This is a genomic window from Streptomyces sp. NPDC037013 (assembly GCF_055607265.1).
Map to the genome: position 1 here is coordinate 357,147 of NZ_JBVJRV010000005.1, position 19,186 is coordinate 376,332.

General features: G+C 73.9%; 19 protein-coding genes. 15 read left to right on the plus strand and 4 right to left on the minus strand.

The window, feature by feature from the left end:
- Window positions 1-59 precede the first annotated feature (59 nt).
- Window positions 60-818, plus strand: a complete 759-nt coding sequence (locus tag ACZ7DY_RS20620) for a peptidyl-tRNA hydrolase (protein ID WP_471137286.1) — start codon at window positions 60-62, stop codon at window positions 816-818.
- 43 nt (window positions 819-861) lie between these two features.
- Here ACZ7DY_RS20620 and ACZ7DY_RS20625 read toward each other — a convergent pair whose 3' ends face one another.
- Window positions 862-1,227, minus strand: a complete 366-nt coding sequence (locus tag ACZ7DY_RS20625) for a darcynin family protein (RefSeq protein ID WP_471137288.1) — start codon at window positions 1,225-1,227, stop codon at window positions 862-864.
- 183 nt (window positions 1,228-1,410) lie between these two features.
- Here ACZ7DY_RS20625 and ACZ7DY_RS20630 point away from each other — a divergent pair, with 183 nt between their 5' ends.
- The 9 genes from ACZ7DY_RS20630 to ACZ7DY_RS20670 all read left to right on the plus strand — a co-directional run bounded on the left by ACZ7DY_RS20630 (window position 1,411) and on the right by ACZ7DY_RS20670 (window position 10,125).
- Window positions 1,411-2,106: a TetR/AcrR family transcriptional regulator gene (locus ACZ7DY_RS20630; protein ID WP_471137290.1), complete on the plus strand. Its 696-nt coding sequence runs from the start codon at window positions 1,411-1,413 to the stop codon at window positions 2,104-2,106.
- 89 nt (window positions 2,107-2,195) lie between these two features.
- On the plus strand, window positions 2,196-2,642 hold the full coding sequence (locus ACZ7DY_RS20635) for a hypothetical protein (protein ID WP_471137292.1): 447 nt from the start codon (window positions 2,196-2,198) through the stop codon (window positions 2,640-2,642).
- Complete coding sequence (locus ACZ7DY_RS20640; RefSeq protein ID WP_471137293.1) at window positions 2,639-3,322, plus strand: TIGR03086 family metal-binding protein; 684 nt, start codon at window positions 2,639-2,641, stop codon at window positions 3,320-3,322. Before ACZ7DY_RS20635 ends, ACZ7DY_RS20640 begins: the two co-directional genes overlap by 4 nt.
- A 67-nt stretch (window positions 3,323-3,389) precedes the next feature.
- Window positions 3,390-4,157: a DUF4142 domain-containing protein gene (locus ACZ7DY_RS20645; RefSeq protein ID WP_471137295.1), complete on the plus strand. Its 768-nt coding sequence runs from the start codon at window positions 3,390-3,392 to the stop codon at window positions 4,155-4,157.
- A 102-nt stretch (window positions 4,158-4,259) separates the two neighbouring features.
- Window positions 4,260-5,561: an MbnB/TglH/ChrH family RiPP precursor modification enzyme gene (locus ACZ7DY_RS20650; RefSeq protein WP_471137297.1), complete on the plus strand. Its 1,302-nt coding sequence runs from the start codon at window positions 4,260-4,262 to the stop codon at window positions 5,559-5,561.
- A gap of 18 nt (window positions 5,562-5,579) precedes the next feature.
- Complete coding sequence (locus tag ACZ7DY_RS20655) at window positions 5,580-6,656, plus strand: TIGR04222 domain-containing membrane protein (RefSeq protein WP_471137299.1); 1,077 nt, start codon at window positions 5,580-5,582, stop codon at window positions 6,654-6,656.
- Window positions 6,657-6,798: 142 nt separating this feature from the next.
- Window positions 6,799-7,554, plus strand: coding sequence for a DUF4142 domain-containing protein (locus ACZ7DY_RS20660; protein ID WP_471137301.1), 756 nt, complete (start codon window positions 6,799-6,801; stop codon window positions 7,552-7,554).
- Window positions 7,555-7,639: 85 nt separating this feature from the next.
- Window positions 7,640-8,413, plus strand: coding sequence for a TIGR04222 domain-containing membrane protein (locus ACZ7DY_RS20665; protein ID WP_471137303.1), 774 nt, complete (start codon window positions 7,640-7,642; stop codon window positions 8,411-8,413).
- A gap of 110 nt (window positions 8,414-8,523) precedes the next feature.
- A complete protein-coding gene (locus tag ACZ7DY_RS20670) occupies window positions 8,524-10,125 on the plus strand; it encodes an alpha/beta hydrolase (protein WP_471137305.1) in 1,602 nt (533 codons plus the stop codon).
- Here the strand turns inward: ACZ7DY_RS20670 and hemQ are convergent.
- Complete coding sequence (gene hemQ / locus ACZ7DY_RS20675) at window positions 10,122-10,853, minus strand: hydrogen peroxide-dependent heme synthase (RefSeq protein ID WP_471137307.1); 732 nt, start codon at window positions 10,851-10,853, stop codon at window positions 10,122-10,124. The genes ACZ7DY_RS20670 and hemQ overlap by 4 nt on opposite strands.
- A gap of 4 nt (window positions 10,854-10,857) precedes the next feature.
- Complete coding sequence (hemG, locus tag ACZ7DY_RS20680) at window positions 10,858-12,321, minus strand: protoporphyrinogen oxidase (RefSeq protein ID WP_471137309.1); 1,464 nt, start codon at window positions 12,319-12,321, stop codon at window positions 10,858-10,860.
- A 124-nt stretch (window positions 12,322-12,445) separates the two neighbouring features.
- Here hemG and ACZ7DY_RS20685 point away from each other — a divergent pair, with 124 nt between their 5' ends.
- A complete protein-coding gene (locus tag ACZ7DY_RS20685) occupies window positions 12,446-13,399 on the plus strand; it encodes a DUF4349 domain-containing protein (protein ID WP_471137311.1) in 954 nt (317 codons plus the stop codon).
- Window positions 13,400-13,472: 73 nt separating this feature from the next.
- A complete protein-coding gene (locus ACZ7DY_RS20690) occupies window positions 13,473-14,858 on the plus strand; it encodes an FAD-dependent oxidoreductase (protein WP_471137313.1) in 1,386 nt (461 codons plus the stop codon).
- Window positions 14,859-14,991: 133 nt separating this feature from the next.
- On the opposite strand, the gene hemE is transcribed toward ACZ7DY_RS20690, so the two are convergent.
- Window positions 14,992-16,065, minus strand: a complete 1,074-nt coding sequence (gene hemE, locus ACZ7DY_RS20695; RefSeq protein WP_471137315.1) for a uroporphyrinogen decarboxylase — start codon at window positions 16,063-16,065, stop codon at window positions 14,992-14,994.
- An 85-nt stretch (window positions 16,066-16,150) separates the two neighbouring features.
- On the opposite strand from hemE, the gene ACZ7DY_RS20700 reads away from it, so the two are divergent.
- The 3 genes from ACZ7DY_RS20700 to ACZ7DY_RS20710 all read left to right on the plus strand — a co-directional run bounded on the left by ACZ7DY_RS20700 (window position 16,151) and on the right by ACZ7DY_RS20710 (window position 19,053).
- Window positions 16,151-16,810, plus strand: coding sequence for a DUF3000 domain-containing protein (locus tag ACZ7DY_RS20700; protein WP_471137317.1), 660 nt, complete (start codon window positions 16,151-16,153; stop codon window positions 16,808-16,810).
- Between the two features lie 224 nt (window positions 16,811-17,034).
- A complete protein-coding gene (locus tag ACZ7DY_RS20705; protein WP_030687574.1) occupies window positions 17,035-17,697 on the plus strand; it encodes a response regulator transcription factor in 663 nt (220 codons plus the stop codon).
- Window positions 17,698-17,775: 78 nt separating this feature from the next.
- Window positions 17,776-19,053 carry an HRDC domain-containing protein gene (locus tag ACZ7DY_RS20710; protein ID WP_471137319.1) on the plus strand — a complete coding sequence of 426 codons (1,278 nt, stop codon included), beginning with the start codon at window positions 17,776-17,778 and terminating at the stop codon, window positions 19,051-19,053.
- The last annotated feature ends 133 nt before the right edge of the window (window positions 19,054-19,186 follow it).

A 19,186-nucleotide genomic window follows, 5' to 3' on the forward strand; every position in this document is an offset into this window, starting at 1 on the left:
GCGCCCGCGGGCCGGGGCCCGGCCTGGCTCCGGGCCCGGCGGCTGGCAGACTGGCGGGCGTGAGCAGCGAGCAGACGACCGACCACGACGTGCCGGACGGCGAGGACAGCCCGTTCCGCCATGAGATCCCCTCACGCGACGAGGCCCCGCAGTTCGTGCTGCCCCTCGTCGCCCGCATCGAACGCGCCGCTCCGCCGGCCCGCACGGACGCCCTGGAGACCGCGGCCCGTGCCGTCCTGGTGATGCTGAGCGACGAGCGTTCGCTCGGGGACGGCGAGTGGGCGCAGGCGGTGCGGGACTGGCAGGACGCCCGCATCCGCAAGGTGGTGCGCCGGGCCAGGGGCGCCGAGTGGCGCAGGGCCGAGGCGCTGCCCGGCATCACCGTCACCGGCAAGGCGGCGGAGGTCCGTGTCTTCCCGCCCGTCCCGCTGGACGGCTGGCCCAAGGAGCTGGCCAGGCTCCAGGTCTCCGGCACCGAGCTCGACGACCCCGAGCCGCCGGCCGGGGCCGATCCGACGCACCCCGTGCTCTGGATGAATCCGCACGTCACGATGACGGCGGGCAAGGCGATGGCGCAGGCCGGTCACGGCGCCCACCTGGCCTGGTGGGAGCTGCCGGACGAGGAGCGCGCGGCCTGGCGGGACGCGGGTTTCCCGCTCTCCGTGCGGACCGCCGACGCCGCCCGCTGGCGGGGGGTGACGGCGGGCGGCAATCCGGTCGTCCGTGACGCCGGCTTCACGGAGATCGCGCCGGGTGAGACGGTCGCGGTCGAAGGCGTCGACCGCGTCGGGGCGCTGCCGGACGGGCCGCGGCCGTAAGCCGTGGCGGTGCCGCCGCCGGGGCGCGCTCCCCGGCGGCGCGTCAGGTGCTGATGGTGGTGACGGCGTCGACGCCGTAGGTGCGGGCGTAGCCGTTCTCGGTGCCGACGAGGAGGTCGACGACCTCGAAGTAGCGGTCCCAGAACGGGGTTTCGCGCAGTACGTCGACGAGCCGCTGGTAGGCGGTGTGGTCGTCGGCCTCCCAGACCCAGACGTCGGTGACGCGGGTGGAGTAGAACTCCGTGTCGTAGAAGCGCGAGCGGACTCCGATGGTCCCGGCCTCGACGGCGGGGACGACCTCGGTGGCGAAGGCGTTCACCCGCTCTTCCGGGGTCATGGCCAGCCATTCGGGCATGGTCTTGATGAGCATGAACGCGGTGACGGGCGGTGCGGACTCCTGATGGGACATGAAGGGTGCCTTCCGATGGTCGTGTCTGTTCGGTACGTCCCTCATCCTGTGGAGGCCCCAGGTGTTGCGACAATGGCAACTTCGGCACGGGATCATTGCGTCAGGTGGAATGACCGCCGTGAGCTGCGGTCCCGCGCCCGGCACCCGGTGGAACCCGACCGCGGAAGTACTAGGGTGCGGACGGTGAGAGCAGAACAGAACGCGCCGGGGGCGACCGCGAGCGACGGCGCCGCCCGGGCCGGCGGGCGACTCGACGGCCGGGTGGAGCGCGGCAACCAGACCCGCCGCCTCATCCTGCGCCGCACCGTCGACATCGCCTCCGTCGAGGGGCTCGACGCCCTCTCCATCGGGCGGATCGCCGGCGAGCTGAACCTCAGCAAGAGCGGCGTGTTCGCCCTCTTCGGGTCGAAGGAAGAGCTGCAGCTGGCGACTGTCAGGGCCGCCGGGCGCATCTTCCTCGACGCGGTGGTGGAGCCGGCCCGCGAGGAGCCCCCCGGCCTCGCGCGGGTCGGGCGGCTCTGCGCGAACTGGCTGGAGTACTCGGAGCGGCGCGTCTTCCCCGGCGGCTGTTTCTTCTACGAGGCGATGGCGGAGTACGACGCCCGCGAGGGCGCGGTGCACGACGCGCTGGTCGACGCCGACCGCGGCTGGACCTCGCAGGTGGAGCACTTCCTCGGGGAGGCCATGGACGCCGGCGACCTGCGGGCCGACACGGATGTCCCCCAACTCGCGTTCGAGCTCATCTCCTTCCTGGCGACGGCCAACGCGCACTCGGTCCTCCACGGCACGGCGGACGCGTACCGCCGCGCGGGCACCGCCATCACGGCGCGCCTGCGTCTGGCGGCGAGGGACTCCTCCCTCGTCCCCCACCTCTCCTGACACCCCCGCCCCGTCCCGTTCCCGGAAACAGGTGGCACGGGCGCGGAAAAGTATCCGCACGATCGTTCGTTTAGATTTATGCTCGGACCATGGCGACCATCCGTACGCGCTGGAAACCCGGGCCCGCACCACACCCCCCGGGCCCTGTCCTGGTGAGCCTCACCGAGTTCACCGCCTCGCACCACGCCCAGACGCTCCCCATCGCCACTGCGGGACTCCGGCTGCGCCGCGGCTGGCCGGGGATGCCCGGCGCGATCGGCATGTGGCTGTGGGCGGACCTCCTGCGCAAGCGGTCGGGGTCCGTCTCCGTCTGGGCGGACGACGGCGCGCTGCGGGCCTTCGTCCGGCGCGCCGACCACCTGCGCACCGTCCGCGCGCACCAGGGGCGCGGCACCATGCGCGCGACGACGTGGACGGCCGACCGCTTCGACGCGGACAGCACGTGGGCGGCGGCCGCCGCCCTCCTCGCGGACCCGGCCTCGCGGCCCGCCCACCATCCCCTCCATGGCACCGCCCGGAAAGCAGGTACGCCGTGACCGACCTCGTCGCCGTCGACCGCATCGCCGTCCAGACCTCCCTCGACGTCCTGACCGCCGCCCGTGACGCGGCGGACTGGACACGCCCCACCCCGTGCGCCGGCTGGGACCTGCGCCGCCTCGTGACCCATATGACCGCCCAGCACCACGGCTTCGCGGCGGCCGCGCGCGGCGCGGGTGCCGACCGGACGTACTGGATCGAGCAGGACCTCGGCCGCGACCCCCTCACGCGCTACGAGGAGTCCGTGCGCCATCTCCTGTCGGCCTTCGCCGAGTACGCCGAATACGCCGCCGGCGTGGACGGCGTACACGGCGACAGCGGCCGGTCCGGACAGCAAGTGGCCGCCCGTGAGCGGTACTTCGTGCTGCCCGAGATCGGCGGCACCTTCCCCGGCCGCGTCGCCGTCGGGTTCCACCTCGTCGACTACGTGGTGCACGCGTGGGACGTCGCGGTCACGCTCGACGTGCCCGTCGCCTTCCCCGACGACGTCGTCTCGGCCGCGCTCGCGGTCGCCCGGCGCGTCCCCGCGGATCCCGGACTCCGGGGCCCCGGCGCCGCGTTCGCCCCCGTCCTCCCCGTACCGGACGGCGCCTCGCCCCTGGACGAGACCCTCGCCCTCCTCGGCCGCTCCCCCGCACGCCCCTCACCCCTCGTCACCCCCGGCATCTCGCGCGGTTGAACACCTCGCCCGTATCTTCCGTACTCCCCGGTACCACCGGAGACACGGGAGCACCACGGGAGGCACCTTGCGGCGCGTCAACGGCACGGCTCTGATCATCGCGGCCCTCGTCGCCACGCTGGGGGCGATCGCGTTTCCCGTGTGGTCCTACGCCGACCGCTCCGGGACCGGGCCCGCCAACCTGGCCGCGGGGTCCGTCGCCACCCGGTGGGGCCCGCTCTCCGCCGCTGACCGGGACCTGATAGTGAAGGTGCGGCTCGCCGGCCTGTGGGAGATACCCGCGGGCCAGCAGGCCGTCGAACGCGCGCCGACCGAAGCCGTCAAGGAGGCCGGGGACCATCTCATCGTCGGCCACACCGACCTCGACAAGCGGGTCCGTTCGGTCGCCGCGCAGCTCGGCGTCGAACTGCCCAACCAGCCCACCGAGCAGCAGCAGGGCTGGCTCGACGAGCTGACCGCGGCGAGCGGCGAGACGTACCAGCGCAAGTTCGCCAACCTGCTGCGCGCCTCGCACGGCAAGGTCTTCGCCGTGATCGCGCAGGTCCGCGACAGCACCCGCAACTCGCTCGTCCGCCAGCTCGCCACGGACGCCAACCAGACCGTCCTGGACCACATCACGATGCTGGAGTCCACCGGACGCGTCGACTTCGACGGGATCGCCGAAGGCTCCGCGTCGACCGCGACGGCCAGCCCCACCGGCCCGCCGCCGCCCTCTGGCGCCACTCCCCCCGCACCGTCGCCGGCCGGGCCGAGCGGCGACGTGTCGACCACGTCCCGCCCCTCGCCCGCGCCGCCCGGCCAGGTCAACACCGACCGGCCGGAACCTCAAATGTAGCTCTGAACGTCTCCTTCGAGGGTTCGGTGACCCCCGGCCCGGTGATGGTCCTGGAGCGGAGGGCCGGGGTTTCGGGGGCCCGGGGGACGAAGGGGGAGCACCATGGGTGCACAGGAGCGGCTGGGGGTCGGCATCGGCTGGCGGCCCGAGATCGCGGAGGCCGTCGAGGCGATGCCCGGCATCGACTGGGTCGAGGCCGTGGCGGAGAACGTCTGCCCGGGGCACCTGCCCCCGTCGCTGCTGCGGCTGCGCGAGCGCGGGGTGACCGTCGTGCCGCACGGCGTCTCGCTGGGTCTCGGCGGCGCGGACCGCCCCGACGAGGGGCGCCTGACGGCGCTCGCCGAGCGGGCGCGGGCCCTCGGCTCGCCGCTGGTCACCGAGCACATCGCTTTCGTGCGCGCGGGCGGCCCGCTCACCGCCACGCAGCCGCTGGAGGCGGGTCACCTGCTGCCGGTGCCGCGCACCCGCGACGCGCTCGACGTCCTCTGCGAGAACGTCCGCATCGCGCAGGACGCGCTGCCGGTGCCGCTCGCCGTGGAGAACATCGCGGCGCTCGTCTCCTGGCCCGGCGAGGAGATGACGGAGGGGCAGTTCCTGTACGAGCTCGTCGAGCGCACCGGCGTCCGGCTCCTCATCGACGTCGCCAACCTCCACACGAACCACGTCAACCGCGGCGAGGACCCGGCCAAGGCCCTGGCCGAACTGCCGGTCGAGGCCATCGCGTACGTCCACGTGGCGGGCGGTTTCGAGCGGGACGGCGTCTGGCACGACAGCCACGCGCACCCCGTGCCCGAGCCCGTCCTCGCGATCCTCGCCGATCTCGCGTCCCGCGTGTCCCCGCCCGGCGTCCTCCTGGAGCGGGACGAGAACTTTCCCGAACCAGCCGAGCTGGAGGGCGAGTTGGCGGCCATCCGGGCGACCGTGCGGACCTCGGGCGAGCTGCCCGCGCAGGCCGCGGACGCCCGGCGCGAGGTGCCGCCCGCCGCACCCGCCGCCCGGCAGCGCACCGCGCTCGCCCAGGCCGCCCTGCTCTCCGCGCTCGTCGCGGGCACCCCGGCGCCCGAGGGCTTCGACCACGCGCGGCTGCGGGTGCAGAGCCACGCCCTGGCCGCCAAACGGGCCGACGTCGTCGCGAAGGTGGCGCCGGAACTCCCCGGGATCCTGGGCGCCGCGTACCGCGCGGACTTCCTCGCGTACGCCCGCTCCCGCCCCATGACCGGCGGCTACCGGCACGACGCGCTGAACTTCGCCGAGCACCTGCTGCTCGCCGGGCGGCCCGAGGACGCGGACGCCCGGCGGCGGTTGAGCGACTGGTGGCTGGACCGGTCGGGTCCGGCGCCCCGGCCGCGGGGGTCCGCCACCCGGCTCCTGCACGCCACCCGCCGCGTCCTGCTCGGGCGGTGAGCCATGAGCGTCGCGGGCATGGTGTACACGGTCGCCGTCTGCCTCGCAGCCGCCGAGCTGATCAGAGGGGTGGCGGCGGCCCGCAGGACCTGGTCCCCGTACCGGGGCAGACCGCCCCTCGACGCCGAGCACGGCGTGTTCGTCCGGGGCACCCTGGAGGCCGCGTTCCTCTCCGGCGGGCCCGCCCGCGCCGCCGACGCGCTCATCGCGGGCCTGCACGAGGACGGCCGGCTGGTCGTCGCCGGGCCCGGCATCGTCGGCATCGCCCGGCCGGTCGCCAGGAACGCCGGCGAGCAGGCGGTCATCGACGCCCACGGCACGGCGCCCAACGGCGCGCTGCACCTGCTGCGGACGGCCGTGATGCGCAGCGCGCCGGTGCAGGAGACGGGCGACGCGCTCGCGCGCCGCGGTCTCGTCGTACGGCCGGGACGGCAGCGCAAGTGGCAGGTCTGGGCCGGGGCACAGGTCTTCCTGACCGTCATCGGGTTCGTGGTGGCCGGCATGCTGACGCTGTGGCAGCACGGCGGCACGTACGGGCGGCCGGGCGGTCCCGACACACCGCTCGTCGACATCCTGGCGCTGCTGCCCGCCGCCGTCTTCGGCGTCGGGAGCGGCCTGATCTGCCTCTCGGTGACGGCGAGGCAGCTGACCATCGCCGGGCGGTACGCCCTGCGCGAGTACGTCGCCTCGGCACGCCATCTCACCGGCGCGGCCCATCTGGTGGCGACCCGCGGGATCTCGGCGGCCCACCCGGAGCTGCGCTTCCACCTGGCCGCCGCCGCCCGCTCGCGGTCCGGGGCGGCGGCTCCGGTGACGCCGATGGGCCCTAGCCCTGTCCCGTATCAGGACCCCGCCTCGCGGAACACGGGCGGCGGGACGCCCGTCTGGTGCGGGTCGGGCGGCGGCGGGTTCTCCTGCTCGGGCGGTGGGGGCGGCTCCTGCGGTGGGGGCGGTTCTTGTGGCGGGGGCGGTTCTTGTGGCGGCGGGTCGTCGTGCGGGGGTGGCTCGTCGTGTGGCGGTGGTTCTTCGTGCGGGGGCGGTGGCTCTTCATGCGGGGGCGGCGGGTCGTCGTGCGGAGGCGGCGGGTCAAGTTGAGCAGCCCGCCCTCCTCTCCCTGCGGGCGTGCGTGACCATCCTCAACTGTCGCCGCTTATAGGGCAGTTGACGTACTCACGGCCGTATCGGACCGCGCCCCTCCCGACGCGCACTAACGTGCGGTGCCGCAACAGGAGGCACCATGCGATCCCGAACCACCAACGGCACCGGCCTCATCCTCACGGGCCTCGTCGCGACCCTGGCCGCACTGATCTTCCCCCTCTGGTCCTACGAGGACCGCTCCGGCACCGGACTCGCCCGGCTCGAAGCCGGGGTCGTGGCCACCGACTTCGGGCCGCTCTCGGCCCTGGACCGGGACTTCGTCACCAAGGTGCGCCTGGCCGGCCTGTGGGAGCTGCCCGCCGGACAGCAGGCCGAGCAGCGCGGCACCACCGAGGCAGTGCGCGTGGCGGGCGGACACCTCGTCGAGGGCCACACGTTCCTCGACGCGCGCGTACGCGAGGTCGCGGCCCGGCTCGGCCTCGAACTGCCCAGCCGGCCGAACGACCGGCAGCGCGGCTGGCTGGCGGAGCTGAACGGCGCCCACGGCGAGGCGTACGACGAGACGTTCGCCAACATCCTGCGCCGCGCCCACGGCACGGTCTTCTCGCTGGTGGCCGAGGTGCGCGCGAACACCCGCAACTCACTGGTGCGCGCCCTGGCCGACGACGCGAACACCACGGTCCTCGACCACATCAAGGTCCTGGAGAGCACCGGCCTCGTCGACTTCGACGCCCTGGCCAGGGACGCGGCGACCTCCGGCCCCACGCCGCCGGCCACCGGCCCACCGCCACCACCGGGCCCCGCGGACTCCCCCGCCCCGGTCACCCCGTCACCGACCTTCCCGCTGCCCCCGGCGGCCTCCCGCCCGAACCCGCACGAGCGGGACGCGCCATGAAACGGAACGTTACCTACCCGTCACCCGTTGTCCGCATGGTGAATAAGCCGTGGCGCAATGCGGCGCCTTCGCATAGAACACCGCCATGTTCTGGGTCCCTCTCTTCCTCCTCGCCTGGGCCGCGGCAGGCCTGTCCTGCGGCCGGCTCTGCCTCGCCGCGAGCCGCGCCGCCACCCAGGAGAAGTCCGCGGCCCGCGGCCACGAACTCACCCTGTACGAGATGGCGTTCCTCTCCGGCGGGCCGTCCCGCGTCGCCGACGTGACGCTCGTCGCGATGGCCGGGGCACGGCGCCTGCTGATCGCGCACACCGGCTGGGCGACCGTCGTCGACCCCGTGGGCCGCGACGACATGGAGCGTTCGGTGCTCGGCGCCATCGGCCCCGCCGGGCAGTCGCCGATAGCGAAGATACGGCGGGGCGCGGCCGCCGCCGATCCGGTGCGGGCCCTCGCGGACCGGCTCGTCACGGCCGGTCTCGCCGTGCCCGAGGGCGCCGGAGCCGGTGTCGCAGCCGCGGTGCGCCAAGTGCGGGCCGCGACCGTGGCGGTCATCGCCCTCGGCGTCCTCGCGGTGCTGATGCCGGGTCAGGAAGCGGCGGACGCGGGCCGGATGCCGGTCGCCGTCTGGTTCGTGCTCCCGCTCCTCGTCTGCGCGGGCTGCCTGATCATCGCGCGTGTCGAGGTCCACCCGTACACGCGCTGGGCGTCACCCGCGGGCCAACGGCTGCTCGGCGCCCTGCCGGCGCGCGGCGACGGGCTCACCGCGGTGGCGGTGCGCGGAGTCCGCGCGAGCGCCGACCCGGGGCTGCGGGCGGCCTTCTCGCACCGGCCGCAGCGGGATGCGGCGCAACGGGGTCATTGAAGCCGACACCGGCGGGCCGGTGCTTTACTTCGAGGATAACCACACGAATCATCCCTTTTGCCGAACATCTCCCGGAACGCACGGCCGGACAAAAGGGGTAGACAACCGCGATGAGAGCAGCAGCCGCCCGCTACGGAACCGCCGGATCACTGGTCCTGACCGCCCTCGTCGCCGCCCCCGCGGGAACCGCGAGCGGCACCCCGCCCTCCCCCGAGACCCGGGGCACCGCCGTCGCGGTCCAGCGCGCCGAGGCCGCCGGGATCCACTGGGGCACCTGCGCCAAGGCCGAGGGCCTGCCCCCGTCCCTGCGGTGCGGCACGGTCGCCGTCCCCCTCGACTACGCCCGGCCCGACGGCAGACAGATCCGACTGGTCGTCAGCCGCGCGAAGGCCACCCAGAGGGCAGCGGGCAAGAACGTCGCCCGGCAGGGCTCCCTGGTCTTCAACCCCGGTGGCCCCGGCGCCTCCGGCACCTACTTCCCGCTGGTGGGCGTCCTGCCCGAGTGGAAGCGCATCGCGGCCGCGTACGACCTGGTGGGCTACGCCCCGCGCGGCGTCGGCCGCTCGGCGCCGCTCTCCTGCCAGGACCCGAAGACGTTCCTCAAGGCCCCCACACAGGCGCCGGTCCACCCCGACGACGCGTACAAGCGCAGGCGCGCCGCGCAGGCGAAGGCGTACGCGCACGGCTGCGCGTCCCGCAACCCCGGCCTGCGCCACTACACGTCGCTGAACAACGCGCGTGACCTGGACGTGCTGCGGGCCGCGCTCGGCGAGAAGAAGCTGACGTTCATGGGCGCGTCGTACGGCACGTACTTCGGGGCCGTCTACGCGACGCTCTTCCCCTCGCACGTGCGCCGCATGGTCTTCGACTCGGCGGTCAACCCCGACCCCTCGCAGATCTGGTACGGCAACAACCTCGAACAGTCCCTCGCCTTCGAGCGGCGGTGGGCGGACTTCCGCACCTGGGTGGCCAAGCACGACAAGACGTACCACCTGGGCACCACGCCCGACGCGGTGCTGCGCAGCTACGAGCGGGTCCGCGCCGAGCTGTCCCACAAGCCCGCGGGCGGCAAGGTCGGGCCCGGCCAGCTGCAGTCCGCCTACCTCAAGGCCGGGTACTACGACGACTACTGGCCGATGCGCGCCGCGGCCCTCTCCGCCTATCTGAAGGGCAACCCGAAGCCGCTGGTCGAGCAGGCCTCGCCGCAGCAAAGGGCGGCCGCGGAGGAGGAGAACGGCAACGCCGTCTACACGGCCGTCGAGTGCAACGACGCGTCCTGGCCCACCGACTTCGGGACCTGGGACCGCGACAACACCGAGCTCGCGCGCACGGCGCCCTTCGAGACCTGGGACAACGCCTGGATGAACCTGCCGTGCGCCTACTGGAAGGCGCCCCGGCAGGAGCCCGTCGACGTGCGCACCGCCGAGGGCGCGCTGCCCCCGACGCTGATCCTGGCCGCCGAACGCGACGCCGCGACGCCGTACGAGGGGGCCAGGGAGCTCAACCGCAGGCTGGCCGGTTCGGTCCTGGTGACCGAGCGGGACGCGGGCACCCACGGCATCGGCGGCGGCCCCAACCGGTGCGTCAACGGGCACCTCGACGCGTATCTCCTGGAGGGCCGGCTCCCTGTGCGGCGCGCGGCGTGCGCCCCGCACAAGGAGCCCTCCCCCACCTCCGGGGTGCGGGCCGCCCGGCTGCCCAGGGAGCGCTAGGCGAGGCCCGCGACCAGGTCCGCGACGGACTTGCGGCGGCCGGTGTAGAACGGCACCTCTTCGCGGACGTGCATGCGGGCCTCGGAGGCGCGCAGGTGCCGCATGAGGTCGACGATGCGGTACAGCTCGTCGGCCTCGAAGGCGAGGAGCCACTCGTAGTCGCCGAGGGAGAACGAGGCGACCGTGTTGGCGCGCACGTCGGGGTAGCCGCGGGCCATCTTGCCGTGGTCGGCGAGCATGCGGCGGCGGTCCTCGTCGGGCAGCAGGTACCAGTCGTAGGAGCGCACGAAGGGGTAGACGCTGACGTAGTTGCGCGGCGTCTCGTCGGCGAGGAACGCCGGGATGTGCGACTTGTTGAACTCGGCGGGGCGGTGCAGCGCCATGTTCGACCAGACCGGCTCCAGGGCCCGGCCCAGCCTGGTGCGGCGGAAGAGGTTGTAGGCCTCCTGGAGCTCGTCGGCGGTCTCCGCGTGCCACCAGATCATGACGTCGGCGTCGGCGCGCAGGCCGGAGACGTCGTAGGTGCCGCGGATGGTGATGTCCTTCGCGGCGAGCTGGTCGAAGAGGTCCTGGACCTCTTCCGCGTAGCCCGCGCGGTCCTCGGGCAGCACGTCGCGCAGTTTGAAGACCGACCAGAGCGTGTAGCGGATGACCTCGTTGAGGTCCTTGGCCTTCTTGCCGGCGTTCGGGGTCTTGCCGAGGGCATCGGTGGTGGCGTCGTCACTCATGCGGCTATTCTCCTCCGCCGCCGTGCAGGCTCTGCACCGGGTTGCGGGTGAGCTCCTGCACACCGGTGAGATCCCCGGCCAGCTGGTCGACGGCGGCGTTGGCGCTCGCGACGCAGGCGGGGATGCCGACACCGTCGTACGCCGCTCCGCACACCGCGAGACCGGGCAGCTTGCCCACGTGCTCGCGGACGCGGGCCACGCGCGCGTGGTGGCCGACGGGGTACTGCGGCAGGCCGTCGTGCCAGCGCGTGACGCGGGTGGCGACGGGCGCGGCGGTCACGCCGGTGGCCGCGCGCAGGTCGCGCCGGGAGAGCTCGACGAGTTCGGCGTCGTCGCGGCCGAGGATCTCCGTCTCGCCGTACCGCCCCACCGACGTGCGCACCACCAGCAGGTCGGGGTCTTCCCCGGCGATCCAGCCCCACTTGCGGGACGCGAAGGTGGCGGCCTTGATGGTGTGCCCGTCGACGGGCGGCACGAGGAAACCGCTGCCTTCGGGGAGGTCGGTCTCGCTGCGGCGGTAGGCGAGGGTCATCAGGGCCATGGAGGCGTACTCGACGGTGGCGAGCTCGGCCGCCGCGGCGGGTGCCTCGGTGCCGAGCAGCGCGGCGGCGGCGTAGGCGGGCACGGCGACGATCACGGAGTCGGCGTCGATGGTCTCCGCCCCGGTGGTGACCTGCCAGCCGTGCGGGGTGCGCCGCAGCTCGCCGACCGGCGTCCCCGTGCGGATCTCGCCGCCCCGCGCGCGCACCGCGTCCGCGACGGCGAGCGGCAGCCGCCCGACGCCGCCCTCGATGCCCATGAAGACGGGTCCGGTCTGCTGGTTGCGCGCCGCGCGCGCCTGGATCTCGCGGACGCCCTCGGTGAGGGAGGTGTGGGTGCGGGCCGCCTCGAAGAGCTGGGGTACGGCCGAGCGCATCGAGATGCGGTACGCGTCCCCGGCGTACACCCCGCCGAGCAGCGGTTCCACGAGACGGTCGACGACCTCACGGCCGAGGCGCGCGGCGACGTACTCGCCGACGGCCACGTCGTCGCCGACCTCGGTGGGCGGCAGTTCACGGTCGCGCCCGATGCGGCGCAGGCCCTCGTCGGAGAGGACGCCGGCCAGCGCGGACGCGTCGCCGGGCACGCCCATCACATGCCCCTTGGGCATGGGGCGCAGGGCCCCGCGCGTCCAGATCGCGGCCGTCGCGGTGGCGGGCGGCTGCAGCCGGTCGGCGAGGCCCACCTCGCGGGCGAGGGCGACGGCTTCGGGGCGGCGGGCGAGCATCGACTCGGCGCCGAGGTCGACGCGGACCCCGGCGATCTCGTCGGCGTGCAGCTTGCCGCCGAGCCGCCCGGCGGCCTCGAGGACCGTCACCCGCCGCTCCGGCGCGGTGGCGAGCAGCCGGTGCGCGGCGGCCAGTCCGGCGATCCCGCCTCCGATGACGACGGTGTGGCCGGTCCCCGTACGTGTGTCCGTTGCGCGCATGCACCCACTCTCTCAGACCGGCGAGTCCCTACCGTGACCGCATCGGGACCGGTCGGCAACCACCGTCCTGCCCCTCCCGGACGTCGAAGGAGCATCAGTCATCACGTCCCTCGGGGGTAAGCCGATGTACACGTCCAGCAGAACCTCGCACCGCGCCACCCGGCACCGTACGGGCCGGGCCCTCGCGGGCACGCTGCTCGCGGTGGCGCTCGCCGTCACCGGGTGCAGCGGGAGCGGTGACGACGACAGCGCCGGCGGCGGCAAGGCAGCCGGCCGGGCCGAGAAGGGCGCGGCGGGGCCGGCCGCCGACAAGGACGCCACCGGCAGCCGCGCCGACGGGCCCGCCTCCACCGGCACCGACAAGAAGCGGCCGCCCGGGGCGACGGCCACGCACATCATCCGCACCGCGCGCCTCACCGTCCGCGTCAAGGACGTCCCCAAGGCGCTCGACGACGCCCGCGCGGCCGCCGAGGACGCCGGAGGCATCGTGGGGAACGAGGACACCTCACGCGACGACGACGGGCGCGAACGCTCCCGCGTCGTGCTGCGCGTCCCCCAGGACAGGTACGAGGACGTCCTCCGCTCGCTCGAAGGGGCCGGCAGGCTGATCGACCGCGAGGCGAGGGCGCAGGACGTCACCGACCGGGTCGTCGACGTGGGGAGCCGCGTCAAGTCGCAGCGCGCCAGCGTGGCACGGGTGCGGAAGCTCATGGACGAGGCGACGAAGCTGAGCGACGTGGTCGCCCTGGAAGGGGAGTTGAGCACCCGGCAGGCCGACCTGGAGGCGCTGCTCGCCCAGCGGGCCTCCCTGAAGGACCGCACGAGCATGGCGACGATCACGCTCTCGCTCACCGAGAGCGGACCGGCGGCGGTGGCCGAGGACGACGACCCGTCGTTCGTGGACGCGCTCTCGGGGGGCTGGGACGCGTTCGTCACGATGGTGCGCTGGGTCGCGATCGCGCTCGCCGCGGTGCTGCCGTTCGCGGCCGTGGCGGCGCTGCTGTTCGCGCTCTGGCTGCGGGTGGTCAGGCCCCGGCTGCCGCACGGCGCGGAGCGCGGGCCGGACGAGGAGGCGTAGGGAGGACTGCGGCAAGGCTGCGGGCGGACTCACGCCCCTCCGCGCCGCGGCGCGCGCGCCGTAGCGTGTCCGCATGAGCAGCTCACGAGAACGACTGGTGGTCATCGGGGGCGACGCGGCCGGGATGTCGGCCGCGTCGCAGGCGCGCAGGCTCAAGGGCCCGGGGGAACTGGAGATCGTGGCCTTCGAGCGCGGCCACTTCACCTCGTACTCCGCCTGCGGCATCCCCTACTGGGTGGGCGGCGACGTGACGGAGCGGGACGCCCTCGTCGCGCGCACGCCCGAAGAGCACCGCGAGCGCGCGATCGACCTGCGGATGCGCACGGAGGTGGTCCGGCTCGACGTCCCCGGCCGCCGCGTCCTCGCCCGGGACCTCGACGCCGACGAGGAGTACTGGACCTCGTACGACAAGCTCGTCATCGCCACCGGCGCCCGGCCCGTCCGCCCGCCGCTGCCCGGCATCGACGCCCAGGGCGTGCACGGCGTGCAGACCCTCGGCGACGGCCAGGCCCTGCTCGACACGCTGGCCGGGACACGCGGCCGCAGGGCCGTCGTGATCGGCGCGGGCTACATCGGCGTCGAGATGGCCGAGGCACTGATCAACCGCGGTTACGAGGTGACGGTCGTCAACCGCGGCAAGGAGCCGATGTCGACGCTCGACCCGGACATGGGGTGCCTGGTGCACGACGCGATGACGGGCATGGGCATCACGATGGTGAATGACGCCGAGGTCACCAAGATCCTCACGGGTGACGACGGGCGGGTCAGGGCGGTCGCCACGGAGGACGCCGAGTACCCGGCGGACGTGGTGGTGCTCGGCCTCGGCGTGCGCCCCGAGACCGGCCTCGCCCGCGAGGCGGGCCTGCCGCTCGGCGAGCACGGCGGGCTCCTGACCGACCTGGCGATGCGGGTGCGCGGATACGAGGAGATCTGGGCGGGCGGGGACTGCGTGGAGGTCCTCGACCTGGTGTCGGGGCGCGAGCGGCACATCGCGCTCGGCACGCACGCCAACAAGCACGGCCAGGTCATCGGCTCGAACGCGGGCGGGGGTTACGCGACGTTCCCCGGCGTCGTCGGCACGGCGGTCAGCAAGGTCTGCGACCTGGAGATCGCCCGCACCGGCCTGCGCGAGAAGGACGCGCACGCCGCCGGGCTGCGGTTCGTGACGGCGACCGTCGAGTCGACGAGCCGGGCCGGTTACTACCCGGGGGCGGCCGTGATGACGGTGAAGATGCTCGCCGAGCGGCGCACCGGGCGGCTCCTCGGGGTGCAGATCGTCGGCCGCGAGGGCGCGGGCAAACGCGTCGACGTCGCGGCCGTCGCACTCACCGCGCAGATGACGGTGGAGCAGATGACCGCCCTCGACCTGGGGTACGCGCCGCCGTTCTCGCCGGTGTGGGACCCGGTCCTGGTGGCGGCGCGCAAGACGGTGGCGGCGGTGCGGGCCGACCGGCACTGAGCCGGTACGGGGCGAGCCGGCAGGGGGACGTCGTCCGTACGGGAAAGGGCCCCTGCCCGAGGCGGCAGGGACCCTTTTCAGACATCTTTTGGACAGCTTCCGTTCAGACAGGTGTCGCGCGGACACCTGCCGTTCAGACCGCGGTGCGCGTGTGCACGTACTCCACGAGGCGGGTCAGCGCGTCCGGGTCCGTCGTCGGCAGGACGCCGTGCCCGAGGTTGAAGACGTGCCCCTCCAGGCCCTTCGCCGCCGCGAGCACCTCGTCGGCCTTGGCCTCGACGGCCTCGGGCGTGGAGAAGAGGACCGCCGGGTCGATGTTGCCCTGCAGCGCCTTGCCGGGCCCGACACGGCGCGCGGCCTCGTCCAGCGGCACCCGCCAGTCGACGCCCACCACGTCGGCGCCGGCCTCGCCCATCAGGCCGAGCAGCTCGCCCGTGCCGACGCCGAAGTGGATGCGGGGCACGCCGTACCCGGCGACCGCGTCGAAGACCTTGGCCGAGGCGGGCATCACCGAGCGGCGGTAGTCGGCGGGCGACAGGGCGCCCACCCACGAGTCGAAGAGCTGCACGGCGCTCGCGCCCGCCTCGATCTGCACCTTCAGGAAGGCACCGGTGATCTCCGCGAGGCGGTCGAGCAGGTCGGCCCAGAGCTGCGGGTCGCCGTACATGAGCGCCTTGGTGTGCTCGTGGTTGCGGCTCGGGCCGCCCTCGACGAGGTAGCTCGCGAGGGTGAAGGGGGCGCCGGCGAAACCGATGAGCGGCGTGGCACCGAGCTCGGCGGTCAGCATCCCGATCGCCTCGGTGACGTAGTGGACGTCGTCGGGCGTGAGGTCGCGCAGCCGGGCGAGGTCGGCGCGGGTGCGGATGGGGTTCTCGACGACGGGCCCGACGCCCGGCTTGATGTCGAGGTCGATGCCGATCGCCTTGAGCGGGACGACGATGTCGCTGAAGTAGATCGCGGCGTCGACGTGGTGGCGGCGGACCGGCTGCAGGGTGATCTCGGTGACGAGCTCGGGCCGCATGCAGGATTCCAGCATCGCCGTGCCCTCGCGCACCTTGCGGTACTCGGGAAGTGAGCGCCCCGCCTGCCGCATGAACCAGACCGGCGTGTGCGGCACGGCCTCGCGCCTGCACGCCTTCATGAACGGGGAGTCGTACGTCGCTGCGTTCTGCCGGCCCTCGGGGCCTCGGCTGTCATTGGCACTCACGCGGAAAGTCTCGCACGTCGACCGGGAACGACCTCACGGGTGTCTCTCCCTGCGCGAAGGCGCCGTTCCCCTTAACCTTCCCCGCATGGCTGCGGCTCAGGGACAACGGTCGGACGGCGCTGGCGAGATGGAGAGTTCGGAGGGGAAGGTGGCGGATTCGGCTCCGCTGCCCTTCCGCGCGGCGGTCGAGGCGCTGCGGGGGGCACGGCTGCGGCCGGAGATCGAGATCGATCCGACGCGGCCGCCGCAGCGGCTCGCGCCGCACGCGTACGCGTTGGAGGCGGCGGTCGTCGACGGCGAGGAGGACCTCGCGGACGGGCGGCTCGTGCTGCTCCACGATCCGTCCGGACACGACGCCTGGCAGGGCACCTTCCGCCTCGTCACGCTCGTCCGCGCGGAGCTCGAACCGGAGATGGCGGCGGATCCGCTGCTGCCGGAGGTGTGCTGGTCGTGGCTGACCGGGGCGCTTCAGGCGCGGGGGCTCGCCGCGGGCGAGGCGAGCGGCACGGTGACCCGGGCGGGGTCGCACTACTTCGGGGGGCTCTCGGAGCGGCCGCCCGCCTCGCAGATCGAGATCAGGGCCTCGTGGACGCCCCGGGAGGGGCCGGGCGGGGTGCCGGACACCGGTGCGCATCTGGCGGCCTGGTGCGACCTGCTCTGTCAGATCGCGGGGCTGCCGCCCGCGGGGAGCGGGGACGGGTCCGTGGTCTCGCTCCCGCAGCGGCGCGGCCCGCTCTCCCCCTGAACGGGTTTGTACGAGTGGGGGTCACCCGGAAGGGGGCGTGTTCGGTTTGATCTTCGGATGATCGAGCGCGTGTCCGAATTGCCCCAATTCTCTCTCACCAAATCGTGATCATTCCCTAAAGGCGGATGCGATTGGTGCCGAAGAGGTTTGTGACCTTGAAAGCACGGTTCGTCCCGGCTTCATCCCCGAGCCGGTCCCTCCCGTCCCCCCACCCAGGAGGCCTGGTGTCCGTTCTCCTCGAGCAGCCCGCAAGCCTGGTCGCCTACCGCCCGAACAAGCCGACCGCCATGGTCGTCGTGGCCGACCCCCGCGTCCGTTCCACCGTCACCCGCCACCTGTGGGCGCTCGGTGTGCGCGACGTCATCGAGGCCTCGTCGATCGCGGAGGCTCGTCCCCGCATCGGCAACCCCCGGGACATCTGCGTCGCAGACGTCCATCTCCCCGACGGCTCCGGCCTGACGCTCCTCTCCGAAACCCGTGCCGCGGGCTGGCCCAACGGCCTCGCCCTCTCCGCCGCCGACGACATCGGTGCCGTGCGCAACGCCCTCGCGGGCGGCGTCAAGGGCTACGTCGTCACCGGCACCCGCACGAACGTCGGACTCCCCACCCGTCCCGGCGCCGCTCCGATCGGCTCGGCCGCCGCCCGCATGCACCGCCGCCCGCCGGGCGCCCCCAGCCACCCCGGCGGCTACCGTGAACTGTCCGGCCGTGAGGTCGAGGTCCTGCGGCTGGTCGCGGAGGGCCAGTCCAACAAGGCCATCGGCGTCTCGATGGGCCTGTCCGCCCTGACCGTCAAGAGCCACCTCGCCCGGATCGCGCGCAAGCTCGGCACGGGTGACCGGGCCGGGATGGTGGCGGTCGCGCTGCGAACCGGAATCATCCACTGACTCATTTACACCCCCCGCGCGCCCGTCGACGGAACGTTCCGTCGACGGGCGCTGTCCATACACGGATACCCTTGACAGGTGACCGACGCCCAAGAGACCGCAGCAGACAGCTCACTGCGAACCACCGGAGGCGGCCCTCCGGACGACGACGGCCTCGCCACGGAAGGGCTGCCGATCCCCCTCCTCGAGCCGCGTGACGGCATTCCGCCGGTGATCGCCGACGAGGAGTCCCTCGCCGCGACCGTGGCCGCCTTCGCCGCGGGCACCGGCCCCGTCGCCGTGGACGCCGAGCGCGCCTCCGGCTACCGGTACGGCCAGCGCGCGTATCTCGTCCAGCTCCGCCGCGAAGGCGCGGGCACGGCCCTCGTCGACCCCGTCGCCTGCCCCGACCTGTCCGCCCTCGGCGAGGCCCTCGGCGACACCGAGTGGGTCCTGCACGCCGCCACGCAGGACCTGCCGTGTCTGCGCGAGATAGGCATGGTCCCCTCAAGGCTCTTCGACACCGAGCTCGCGGGCCGGCTCGCGGGGTTCCCGCGGGTGGGGCTCGGCGCGATGGTCGAGAGCGTGCTCGGGTACGTACTGGAGAAGGGTCACTCCGCCGTCGACTGGTCGACCCGGCCGCTCCCCGAGCCCTGGCTGCGGTACGCGGCGCTCGACGTCGAACTCCTCGTCGACCTGCGCGACGCCCTGGAGAAGGAGCTCGACCGCCAGGGGAAGCTGGAGTGGGCCCGCGAGGAGTTCGACGCCATCGCCTCCGCGCCGCCCGCGCCGCCCCGCAAGGACCCCTGGCGCCGCACCTCCGGCATGCACAAGGTGCGCAGGCGCCGTCAGATGGCGGTCGTACGGGAGCTGTGGACCGCGCGCGACCGGATCGCCCAGCGGCGCGACGTCTCGCCCGGCAAGGTGCTCAGCGACAGCGCGATCGTCGAGGCGGCGCTGGCCCTCCCGCCCAACGTGCACGCGCTCGCCGGTCTCCCCGGCTTCGGGCACCGCATGGGGCGGCGTCAGCTGGAGCAGTGGCAGGCCGCCGTCGACCGCGCCAAGGCGCTGCCGGACGCGGAGCTGCCGCAGCCGGGGCAGACCGTGACCGGTCCGCCGCCGCCGCGCTCCTGGGCCGACCGCGACCCGGCCGCCGCGGCGCGGCTCTCCGCGGCCCGGGCGGCGGTCTCGGCACTCGCCGAGCGGCTGAACATGCCGCAGGAGAACCTGATCACTCCGGACACGGTCCGCCGCGTCTGCTGGGAGCCTCCGGCCCAGGTGACCGAGGAGACGGTGGCCTCAGCCCTGGCCGCCCACGGCGCCCGCCACTGGCAGATCACCCACGTGACCCCGGCCCTGGTAACGGCCCTGACCTGACCCGAGCACCGAACGACACCCACCCGCCCTGACACCCCGCGCTGCGGGGAGGGGGGCGGGTGGACGTGTTTGGTGGGGGAGGCGACGCCCCTACAGAACCGCCCGGCGCAGGGCAAACGGCCGGGCGGCGCCC

Bases quoted from the DNA above. Each gene is read 5' to 3' on its own strand.
- ACZ7DY_RS20665 (WP_471137303.1), top strand. From the start codon at position 7,640: ATGTTCTGGGTCCCTCTCTTCCTCCTCGCCTGGGCCGCGGCAGGCCTG.
- ACZ7DY_RS20700 (WP_471137317.1), top strand. From the start codon at position 16,151: ATGGCTGCGGCTCAGGGACAACGGTCGGACGGCGCTGGCGAGATGGAG.
- ACZ7DY_RS20660 (WP_471137301.1), top strand. From the start codon at position 6,799: ATGCGATCCCGAACCACCAACGGCACCGGCCTCATCCTCACGGGCCTC.
- hemG (WP_471137309.1), bottom strand. From the start codon at position 12,321: ATGCGCGCAACGGACACACGTACGGGGACCGGCCACACCGTCGTCATC.
- hemQ (WP_471137307.1), bottom strand. From the start codon at position 10,853: ATGAGTGACGACGCCACCACCGATGCCCTCGGCAAGACCCCGAACGCC.
- ACZ7DY_RS20670 (WP_471137305.1), top strand. From the start codon at position 8,524: ATGAGAGCAGCAGCCGCCCGCTACGGAACCGCCGGATCACTGGTCCTG.
- ACZ7DY_RS20690 (WP_471137313.1), top strand. From the start codon at position 13,473: ATGAGCAGCTCACGAGAACGACTGGTGGTCATCGGGGGCGACGCGGCC.
- ACZ7DY_RS20625 (WP_471137288.1), bottom strand. From the start codon at position 1,227: ATGTCCCATCAGGAGTCCGCACCGCCCGTCACCGCGTTCATGCTCATC.
- ACZ7DY_RS20650 (WP_471137297.1), top strand. From the start codon at position 4,260: ATGGGTGCACAGGAGCGGCTGGGGGTCGGCATCGGCTGGCGGCCCGAG.
- ACZ7DY_RS20685 (WP_471137311.1), top strand. From the start codon at position 12,446: ATGTACACGTCCAGCAGAACCTCGCACCGCGCCACCCGGCACCGTACG.
- ACZ7DY_RS20635 (WP_471137292.1), top strand. From the start codon at position 2,196: ATGGCGACCATCCGTACGCGCTGGAAACCCGGGCCCGCACCACACCCC.
- ACZ7DY_RS20655 (WP_471137299.1), top strand. From the start codon at position 5,580: ATGGTGTACACGGTCGCCGTCTGCCTCGCAGCCGCCGAGCTGATCAGA.